We start from the raw sequence: 7,926 nt of genomic DNA, 5'->3' as shown, positions 1-7,926 counted from the left end.
CGATTATATGAGGCGGTTGAACTCATTAACAAGCGGCCCATGAAATTACATCATTATCAAACACCATTGGAAGTTTTTACGGATGCGTTCGAATTAAACTTGTAATCTGCCATGTCTAAAAAATTTCGGATGAAATCAGAATTATGATTTTAAGGAGAACATTATTTCAAATAAGGGTTATTAAGAAATATTTCAGTTTTAAAGAAATGTTTTTATAACAATTATATGTTATTATGATACAATTGTCATAGTATAAATGGATGAGGAGTTTAGAAATGAAAATTAGTCGGTCACATCAACTGATTTTGGCGGCGACTGCTGTTGTGGCGATAGGTGTTGGTGCTTACGCGCTGAACGGTCAGCAGAAGTCATCATCAACGACAAAGAGTGCAACGAATCAATCAAGTTCTAGCGTTACAAAAAAGCAACAAACGTCTTCGAATGCATCGGATACGTCCTCAAATAAGTCGCAAAAGATGAATATTCAGGCGATTAAAAATGGTGATTTCTCAAGTGTTGCTGGAACTTGGCAAAATCAGGATGGTAATGGTTTTACTTTCGATAAGCATGGCTTGGTTAGTGTCGTTTATTCGGGCCAATCCAGAACAGATCAAAATGTTTATGGTGACTATAAGCAAGGTCCTGTTAAAAATGCATCCATTGAAAAGGGCTACTTAAAGACTTTTGTAGGAGCCAAGTTAAGTAGTGATGACGTTGGTGCATCATCCATGTCCAGTTTGTACTTTATTCCAAAAGGAGTTGAGTTGGATAATACGTCAAACTCGACAGTAGATCGACTATATTCAGGACAACAGATGAGCGATAACAATATCTATTACCGAGTTGATACCAAAGCTGTCAAAGAAGCCGATTCCTTATCAGAAAAGGATAAGGAGACATTAGCTTTGCTGGGAATGCCAGACGGCTTCCAATCTAATTATGGCAAAACAACGGTCGCTGATTTGTTAGCTGAAAAGGCGAATCCAACGGTCATGAACCCTTCCAGTGGTTTTTCACAACAAGCAACAACGTTCAAGGGTATTAAGATACAGAACGATAATGGTAAGTATCTATTGAAACTGCTTAATGTGCCATCTGACATTGAAGATCGTGATGAATCTGAAGGGTACTTCCGCTTCAATGGTGACACAATCACGTATAAGGTGCAGGGGACACGTGTTCAGGGTGCTGAACAAGATCAATATGCACAAACGAAGGGTACGCAAAGCCTGTCAAAACTCTACCAGCAATATAAGGGGACTGACAAATTTAAGCAGGTTCAAAAATTAATTCAATCATAAAAAGGGGAGTAGGGCAATGAATGTAAAAGCGGTAGTAGGAACAATTGCAGGTTTAGCAGCGGTGACGGTGATTGATGTAATTGCCTTTTACCTCATTGCCGTCTTGTTGATGCACAATATGGATCAAATTTTAGCTGTCTGGGGGATGATGACTAAAATTGCGTTCTTGCATCAGTTTTAATTAATGAATACACATAAGTATAAGTAACATCATTGTTTTTTATAGTGAATGACTACTCGCTAGTTTTAATAGCAATGCTTGCTGAACCTTGTTTACGAGCAGTAATATTTATTTTTTAATAAAAGGCGTTTGCTTTCTTTCACGAAAGCAAACGCCTTTTGGTTTGTCTTATATTAGCAGTTATCAACGTGGACCAACCAATATGTTAAATGCACTGAGGGAACATATTCAATATTTCTCTACTAATCCCTGTTTAAAGCGGTTGTTTTTACAAACGTTGATATAAAGGCGTTTATAGGTTGCTTTTAATTGGTTGATTGGAATAAGTTAAACTAGGTTAAAACTGTGTTTAACTATTATTTTTGAAAGGTTGTCCCCCATTTGTCCCCCATCATTTATTGAGTATATTTAGCTTATCTAGCGCCTTTAAATTTTCTTCATTTCGTTTATCTTCAAGAAGGTGAGCATAAATTCCAAGAGTGATATTTGTATTAGCATGTCCCAATCTTTCAGAGACGTATTGAACCGATATATCATTCGCTAGAAGAAAACTAGCATGAGTATGGCGTAAACCGTGGAAGGTGATTTGTTTTGAACTATCTTTCTTCAAGTAAGCCTTTAATGTTTTATTGCAAGCAGCGCTGGTATTTGGATAGCCATTTATTCCTTGAAAAACAAATTCATCTCCAAACTGCCATTTGTTAAATTCATCTACTAAATCATCAGGTATCGATATTGTTCTGACTGACGATTTGGTTTTAGTCGGTTTAAATTTGTGACTAACTTGGTCCCACGTTTCAACGATACTAATTGTTTTGTTGTTTAGATCAATATTTTCTGGCTTTAATCCTGCTATTTCAGCGTATCTCATACCTGTTAGACAGGCAGTTAATATCATATGTGCAGAGACAGAATCACTTTGTTTAGCACGTTTTATCAGCTTTTGAAATTCATCATTTTCAAGGAATTTCATTTCAGATGTTTTGCTTTCAACCTTGCCAGTGTTATAAACGTTTCGAGTAAAATCACGGGTTGTGTAGCCTTCATCAAAAGCATATCTGCCGAACTCAGAGATAATATTGTTTACTCGCTTGGTGGACACCTTAACATGTGTCTGACCGTATTTATTTAGCAACTGTTGGAAGTCTGCTGATCGAATATCTGATACTAATTTATCAGGCCATTCCTTTTCAACTAATTTTAGTACGGTATTGAACCACAGTTTTGTTGCACGGGCGATTTTTGGCTCTTTAAAAATCTGATACCACTGAAGCATCGTTGGATAGAATAATTTTGATGTTGATGATAACTCACCCGAATATTTTTTAGACTCAATTAAATTTGCCCACTTTTGCGCTTCTACCTTGGTTGTGAATCCAGATTTACGCTTCTTTTTACGAACGCCATCGACTCGATAAACGATTTCAACTGTCCAATTGTTTGAACGTTTGTAAATACTAGCCATAATGACTCCTTTTCAAAAATAGGTACAAATAAAAAGGCTTACGCCTTATAAGTGTATGTACGCCCCAAAAAGGGCGTTTTTTTAATTATCTAATCCGTGTCGATTATCCCACAAAACTTTAATAAGCAAAATAATCACGGCTAAGTTTGAAGCGACAATAGAAAAGTTATTTGAATGCAAAATCCAAGAAGTTAGCGAAGCAAACAACAAAATCAGTGAAACAATTAGAGTAATGAGTGTCAATTTTTTCATACAACTCTCCTTTTCAGCTTTTAACGTGGTTCCTTTCTGCACGTATGTATGCCCCAAAGGGCGTCTAAATTATTATTGAACGAATATGTGTGGTTACAATTCCTTATTGTTTAAACCATCAAGCTTTTCAATTAATTGTTTTTGTAGCTTAATATTTTCCTCTTGAAGTTTTTGGATTTTTATTGCATCTTCGTGTGCCTGGTCATATCCCCATTGCTGTTCTCTGTTTTTCTTTAAGTATTTGTTGATTGTCTTGATGAGGTAGAAAACAATATATGAAATGAAGATTAGTGTTAATGAGTTTTGAAGTAATGATACCAATGACGATTCTAATGTGTGGGTAGGGTGGTTACCATTAAATGCAAAAATCCACATCCAAATATACCCGATAAGATTTGCTAAAAAGCTTGTTAGACTCTTTATGACATCACTAAAGTTGTACCCAATCACGATTGAAATGACAAAGGTTAACAAAAATGGTGCGAACATAAACTGTTTGAACTGTTCAAAGTTCGAAGACGTGTGATCGAATAACTGTTCGGTTTTTGATTTAACATTTTCCTTAACGTCTTTGGCACTGGTTTTGATTTCTTGCACATTGTTTTTGATGTCATTTTTCATATCAGACAAAATAGATTTATCAAATTTGTTTTTCATGTTGTGTACTCCTTTTATGTATGCCCAAAAGGCTTGTGTTACTCTTGGTTATCATCACTAACTGCGTAGAAAGCGATTGCAGCTAATATTGTGTAAATGACCAACGTTATAATCCAATGGTCTAAAACGAATTCGAATACCATACATATTCCGGCTAACAATAGCAAATACGGTATCCAGGACATGATTTTAAACGAAGCCCAAAACAAGAAATAGATGCCACCGAAAATCAAAAATGCAAATCCTAATAATACCATCTTTTAGTTCCTTTCACTTTTAGTGACGTGGTTTCCCTTGTAATTGATACTCCCTGGATCGTTAATGTCTGAAATATGCGCCCAAATGACCAATACATAAACAACAACCGATACAGCAATAACCCATTTTTGCTTCTTATTGATTTTCATCATTTCCTCCTAGTTTTCTTTCTATTCTATCTAATTTAGCGTTAATTGATGCAAATTGCTGATTTATTTTTTCTTCGGATTCTTCAGCCTGCTGCTGAGTGAAGAACGATGTCACGGTACTGGTAATTGCCCCAATCAGTCCAATTCCGACAAACATCAGAACAATGGCAATTCCTTTGCCAATAGATGTTGAAGGGGATATATCGCCATATCCAACGGTCGTTGTGGTCACGATAGCCCACCAGAGAGCATTACCATAATTGATATTTTCTGCCAGCGAGTATAGGCCAGCGGACAAAAGTATAAGAGCAATGGCAAAGCTCATTAAGTAGATAAAGCCATTAGTATTGAAGAATTTAGCTACATTTTTCTTGAAGCGACCAGCAAATCCAACAATTCGTACAAAACGCAATAATTTCAGTAGCCGAATGGTTCGAGCAATTCGGAACATCGAAAAGACGGAATCAAAGGGGATAATGGCCAATAGATCAAAAATATTTTCTTCGAAAAAAACTTTTTTATTTTCAGCTTTGGTAAACCGTGCTACATAATCAACCCAGAAGAAAATCAAAATAAATTTATCAATAATGAAAAAGGGTGGCTTATTGATACTGATTAGATTTGTGATGTCTAACAATGCCAACGCTACTGACGTGAGCGCAAATGTAAAAACTGAAGCATAGTATATTTTTTTCATATTAACTCATATTTTGTAGAAGCCAGGATGGTCTTTGAAAATAAGGATTATTAAACTCAAGTATTGTTAAATCACAAAATTTTTCGCCGCGTTCTTCCATTCTTCTATCAAAGAATCCTCTATATGATTCCCCAATTTTTTCTAAAATAATTCCAAAACCGTATTTTTCACACAAATTTGTTAATTTTATGGTGTCATAACCGTTTATATTCATTCCAAAATTAGCGGATAAAAATTGTCTTGTCCGAAAGTAAAGAGCGCTGGAACTCATTCCCACATTTCTTGCAAAATTATAAAAATTGTAATTATCAATAATTGCATGATGGAGGGCCATATCGTTTGCCATTAAAATTCCTGCACCAATATTGGCTTCAGCTTCATCAAGCTGTTCATCTTCTGAATAGCTATTGTCGTCTAGTAAATCTGAAAAACTTTGGCTTTTGTTCAAATCTGCATGTAATAAAGCATGAGAAAGCTCATGCATTAAAGTAAAGTGTTGACGATTGGGATGAGTTTTTTTATTGACAACGACTTTCTTTTTTCCATTCGCAACAATTAGCATTCCAGACATTTTGTCAGCTAACTCATCTGGCATACTAGTATTTTGAAACTTTATTCCTAATTTATTCATTGCATAATCGACAAAATCTGTGTAGTACAAATATGGAATTGTAACACCCTTATATGAAGCAACTTCTTCTTGCAATTTTTCAAATTTTCGATTTATCAATTCATAAGTTTCTTTGAATTCGTCATAATTCAATTACATGTCCTCCATCAAAAATTCCTTGAATTTTTCAATACGCTCTTTAGCTTTTTCTCTTTTATCGGGATCAATATCTGATAAATCAACTCTAAAAAAAGTTTGAGCGTCCTCATTATTTTTATCGTTGTTATCAAAATCGTCAGTTTTACCAGTTAAATAATCGGTTGAAACACCAAGAACGCTGGCAACAGCTTTCAAAGAAACGTTACTTGGCTCTTTTGTTTTCCAATTATAGATGGCGTTTTGGCTTAATCCTGCTTTTTCGGCAGTTTTTTGCAAACTAAAACCCCTTAATTTTGAAATTTTTTTAGTCCTATCAAATACAGTCATATCAATGATTCTCCTAATTTGACGAGCCTAAATTTTACAACAGTTATAAAAATATCGTTGACAGTTTTTACAATGGTTGTTATTATTAGTTCATCAAGTAATTAAGCAACAAAAAACAAGCACTTATAAATCTAACTTGGCGGTCTGATTGTTGGTGTAGAAGCTTTTTATTGTTTATTTGTTATGACCTGATTTTACAACTACTGTAAAAGTTAGTCAACAACTTGATGAAGAAATTACAACGAAAGGAGAAAAAACAAATGACAGAACTTGAGCAGGCATCATCAAAGGTAAAAATGAAGTTCAAGCTTGCGTTGACTGAACGAGGTATGAAGCAAGTCGAAATTGCTGAGATGTTGCATGTTTCACCCCAACAAGTTAGCCGAGCACTTTCAGGGAATTCAACGCCATTAGACATTGATATTCAAAAGCGAACAGCAAAGATTTTGGGAATTGAGTTGTAAGGAGGAAAGCAATGGCAAACGAAGTAAAAGCTTTCAATTTTGAAAGCAACGAAGTACGAACAGTATTAATTGATAATGAACCATGGTTCGTTGGTAAAGATGTAGCGGATACATTGGGTTACTCAAAATCACGCAACGCAATTAACAAACACGTTGATGAAGATGACGCCCTAAAACAGGGCGTCACCGATAAACTCGGACGAACACAGGAAACGACGTTAATTAACGAGTCTGGTATATATGCTCTTATCTTTGGAAGCAAGTTAGACAGTGCAAAGCGATTCAAAAAGTGGGTCACATCAGAAGTCCTGCCAAGCATTCGAAAGCATGGTGCTTACATGACTGATGAAAAAGCAAAAGCATTGATTACCAATCGTGATAACACGCTATCAGATTTACTTATTCAGGCTGGAGAACAACTAAAAGCAAAAGATTTGCAAATTTCAGAAATGAAGCCAAAAGCACTGTTTGCTGATGCCGTTGACACAAGTACTAACAGCGTTCTAATCGGGCAGCTTGCCAAGATGATTAAGCAAAACGGAGTTGAAATTGGTCAAAATCGATTGTTCTCATGGCTTCGAGAACATGGATATTTGATCAGTCGAGGTGAACAGCGTAACTTGCCAACACAAAAGAGCTTAGCTCTAGAAATCATGGAAACAAAAACAAGAACTATCAACAACCCCGATGGGTCAGTACGAACAACAAGCACTACAAAAGTCACGGGGAAAGGACAAATTTATTTTGTCAACAAATTTTTGAGTCATGAAGAGACGGCGTGATTACATTGATTCGATTTACACAAAGGAGAAATTAAGAATGAAAAAACAATCGTTTGATGAAGATGATTATTACATCATGCAGCACGAATTAGCAGGATACAAAGTGGCTTTGTCGATTGCTGGCTATGTTCTAGGATTAATTACTTCTTCGTTCTTAATTAAGTAGTTGTCGAATAATAGCTTTTACTGGAGTGCTAGTTAAAATCCCGATGATATAAGAAATAATAATGGCAATCATTGGGTTAGCGATCATTTTAGACCAACTTGTCATCACTAATTTCTTGTTATGTTCAACTATTTCTCTACCTTTCAATGTTAATAGGACTGTTGAATAACGATCAGTTGCTTTTGACTCGACTGAAACAGGTTGTGACGAGGGATCATCATCGGAGACAGCGCCTACAGTAAACATGTTAATCGTTCCTTTTGGACCCAATTTGATTAACCCTTCATCGGAATATTCATGATATAGGCTTTCAAACTCATCAACAGTAATTTTATTAAACTTTCTCTGAATTTTAGACATTGAGACCTCAACTTCTGGTTGTAGGTAAATGTATCTCAAAATTTTGTCTCGGTAGTAATTTATTTTAGACATAAAAGTTCTCCTAACTATTTATTAGT

Annotated in this window: 13 protein-coding genes and 1 pseudogene; 6 read left to right on the top strand and 8 right to left on the bottom strand. The window is 35.5% G+C overall.

Annotated features, from left to right (window positions below; all coding sequences use genetic code 11):
* The 3 genes and pseudogenes from AABI08_RS08440 to AABI08_RS06970 all read left to right on the top strand — a co-directional run.
* Positions 1 to 105, top strand: a pseudogene (locus tag AABI08_RS08440) (IS30 family transposase); the annotation flags it as partial.
* 170 nt (positions 106 to 275) lie between these two features.
* Entirely contained in the window at positions 276 to 1,301 is a 1,026-nt protein-coding gene (locus AABI08_RS06975; RefSeq protein WP_338344382.1) for a DUF6287 domain-containing protein, read from the top strand.
* A gap of 16 nt (positions 1,302 to 1,317) precedes the next feature.
* Positions 1,318 to 1,482 (top strand): hypothetical protein, encoded by a 165-nt coding sequence (locus tag AABI08_RS06970; protein WP_158531858.1) that lies wholly within the window; start codon positions 1,318 to 1,320, stop codon positions 1,480 to 1,482.
* A gap of 391 nt (positions 1,483 to 1,873) precedes the next feature.
* Here AABI08_RS06970 and AABI08_RS06965 read toward each other — a convergent pair whose 3' ends face one another.
* The 7 genes from AABI08_RS06965 to AABI08_RS06935 form a co-directional block, all read right to left on the bottom strand.
* Positions 1,874 to 2,947 carry a site-specific integrase gene (locus tag AABI08_RS06965; protein WP_338344615.1) on the bottom strand — a complete coding sequence of 358 codons (1,074 nt, stop codon included), beginning with the start codon at positions 2,945 to 2,947 and terminating at the stop codon, positions 1,874 to 1,876.
* Positions 2,948 to 3,028: 81 nt separating this feature from the next.
* Positions 3,029 to 3,199: a hypothetical protein gene (locus AABI08_RS06960; protein WP_338344613.1), complete on the bottom strand. Its 171-nt coding sequence runs from the start codon at positions 3,197 to 3,199 to the stop codon at positions 3,029 to 3,031.
* A gap of 93 nt (positions 3,200 to 3,292) precedes the next feature.
* A complete protein-coding gene (locus AABI08_RS06955) occupies positions 3,293 to 3,856 on the bottom strand; it encodes an MscL family protein (RefSeq protein WP_338344611.1) in 564 nt (187 codons plus the stop codon).
* A gap of 260 nt (positions 3,857 to 4,116) precedes the next feature.
* The gene (locus AABI08_RS06950) at positions 4,117 to 4,263 is read right to left on the bottom strand and encodes a hypothetical protein (protein WP_338344609.1); all 147 of its coding nucleotides are present in this window, start codon (positions 4,261 to 4,263) and stop codon (positions 4,117 to 4,119) included.
* Positions 4,250 to 4,960 (bottom strand): ion transporter, encoded by a 711-nt coding sequence (locus AABI08_RS06945; RefSeq protein ID WP_338344607.1) that lies wholly within the window; start codon positions 4,958 to 4,960, stop codon positions 4,250 to 4,252. The genes AABI08_RS06950 and AABI08_RS06945 overlap by 14 nt, the downstream gene beginning before the upstream one ends.
* A gap of 1 nt (position 4,961) precedes the next feature.
* The gene (locus tag AABI08_RS06940; RefSeq protein WP_338344605.1) at positions 4,962 to 5,723 is read right to left on the bottom strand and encodes an ImmA/IrrE family metallo-endopeptidase; all 762 of its coding nucleotides are present in this window, start codon (positions 5,721 to 5,723) and stop codon (positions 4,962 to 4,964) included.
* The gene (locus AABI08_RS06935) at positions 5,724 to 6,056 is read right to left on the bottom strand and encodes a helix-turn-helix domain-containing protein (protein WP_338344603.1); all 333 of its coding nucleotides are present in this window, start codon (positions 6,054 to 6,056) and stop codon (positions 5,724 to 5,726) included. It abuts the gene before it with no gap.
* 260 nt (positions 6,057 to 6,316) lie between these two features.
* Here AABI08_RS06935 and AABI08_RS06930 point away from each other — a divergent pair, with 260 nt between their 5' ends.
* From AABI08_RS06930 to AABI08_RS06920, 3 genes are read left to right on the top strand one after another with little or no spacing between them, the layout of a single operon-like run.
* A complete protein-coding gene (locus tag AABI08_RS06930) occupies positions 6,317 to 6,520 on the top strand; it encodes a helix-turn-helix domain-containing protein (RefSeq protein ID WP_047975081.1) in 204 nt (67 codons plus the stop codon).
* 11 nt (positions 6,521 to 6,531) lie between these two features.
* Complete coding sequence (locus AABI08_RS06925; protein ID WP_338344601.1) at positions 6,532 to 7,302, top strand: phage antirepressor KilAC domain-containing protein; 771 nt, start codon at positions 6,532 to 6,534, stop codon at positions 7,300 to 7,302.
* Positions 7,303 to 7,339: 37 nt separating this feature from the next.
* Positions 7,340 to 7,468 carry a hypothetical protein gene (locus AABI08_RS06920; protein WP_338344599.1) on the top strand — a complete coding sequence of 43 codons (129 nt, stop codon included), beginning with the start codon at positions 7,340 to 7,342 and terminating at the stop codon, positions 7,466 to 7,468.
* On the opposite strand, the gene AABI08_RS06915 is transcribed toward AABI08_RS06920, so the two are convergent.
* Complete coding sequence (locus AABI08_RS06915; RefSeq protein ID WP_338344597.1) at positions 7,457 to 7,900, bottom strand: hypothetical protein; 444 nt, start codon at positions 7,898 to 7,900, stop codon at positions 7,457 to 7,459. The two genes, AABI08_RS06920 and AABI08_RS06915, sit on opposite strands and share 12 nt — an antisense overlap.
* Between the last annotated feature and the right edge of the window lie 26 nt (positions 7,901 to 7,926).

The sequence above is a fragment of the Fructobacillus evanidus genome (assembly GCF_963580165.1).
In the GTDB taxonomy this organism is placed as follows: Bacteria; Bacillota; Bacilli; order Lactobacillales; family Lactobacillaceae; genus Fructobacillus; species Fructobacillus evanidus.
Note: the sequence above shows the minus strand (reverse complement) of the source record. Positions and strands in the feature narration are given on the sequence as shown.

What these genes read in the sequence shown, in the direction of transcription:
- AABI08_RS06925 (WP_338344601.1), top strand. Translation starts at nt 6,532, where the DNA reads ATGGCAAACGAAGTAAAAGCTTTCAATTTTGAAAGCAACGAAGTACGA.
- AABI08_RS06970 (WP_158531858.1), top strand. Translation starts at nt 1,318, where the DNA reads ATGAATGTAAAAGCGGTAGTAGGAACAATTGCAGGTTTAGCAGCGGTG.
- AABI08_RS06975 (WP_338344382.1), top strand. Translation starts at nt 276, where the DNA reads ATGAAAATTAGTCGGTCACATCAACTGATTTTGGCGGCGACTGCTGTT.
- AABI08_RS06950 (WP_338344609.1), bottom strand. Translation starts at nt 4,263, where the DNA reads ATGAAAATCAATAAGAAGCAAAAATGGGTTATTGCTGTATCGGTTGTT.
- AABI08_RS06955 (WP_338344611.1), bottom strand. Translation starts at nt 3,856, where the DNA reads ATGAAAAACAAATTTGATAAATCTATTTTGTCTGATATGAAAAATGAC.
- AABI08_RS06920 (WP_338344599.1), top strand. Translation starts at nt 7,340, where the DNA reads ATGAAAAAACAATCGTTTGATGAAGATGATTATTACATCATGCAGCAC.
- AABI08_RS06945 (WP_338344607.1), bottom strand. Translation starts at nt 4,960, where the DNA reads ATGAAAAAAATATACTATGCTTCAGTTTTTACATTTGCGCTCACGTCA.
- AABI08_RS06935 (WP_338344603.1), bottom strand. Translation starts at nt 6,056, where the DNA reads ATGACTGTATTTGATAGGACTAAAAAAATTTCAAAATTAAGGGGTTTT.
- AABI08_RS06930 (WP_047975081.1), top strand. Translation starts at nt 6,317, where the DNA reads ATGACAGAACTTGAGCAGGCATCATCAAAGGTAAAAATGAAGTTCAAG.
- AABI08_RS06915 (WP_338344597.1), bottom strand. Translation starts at nt 7,900, where the DNA reads ATGTCTAAAATAAATTACTACCGAGACAAAATTTTGAGATACATTTAC.
- AABI08_RS06965 (WP_338344615.1), bottom strand. Translation starts at nt 2,947, where the DNA reads ATGGCTAGTATTTACAAACGTTCAAACAATTGGACAGTTGAAATCGTT.
- AABI08_RS06960 (WP_338344613.1), bottom strand. Translation starts at nt 3,199, where the DNA reads ATGAAAAAATTGACACTCATTACTCTAATTGTTTCACTGATTTTGTTG.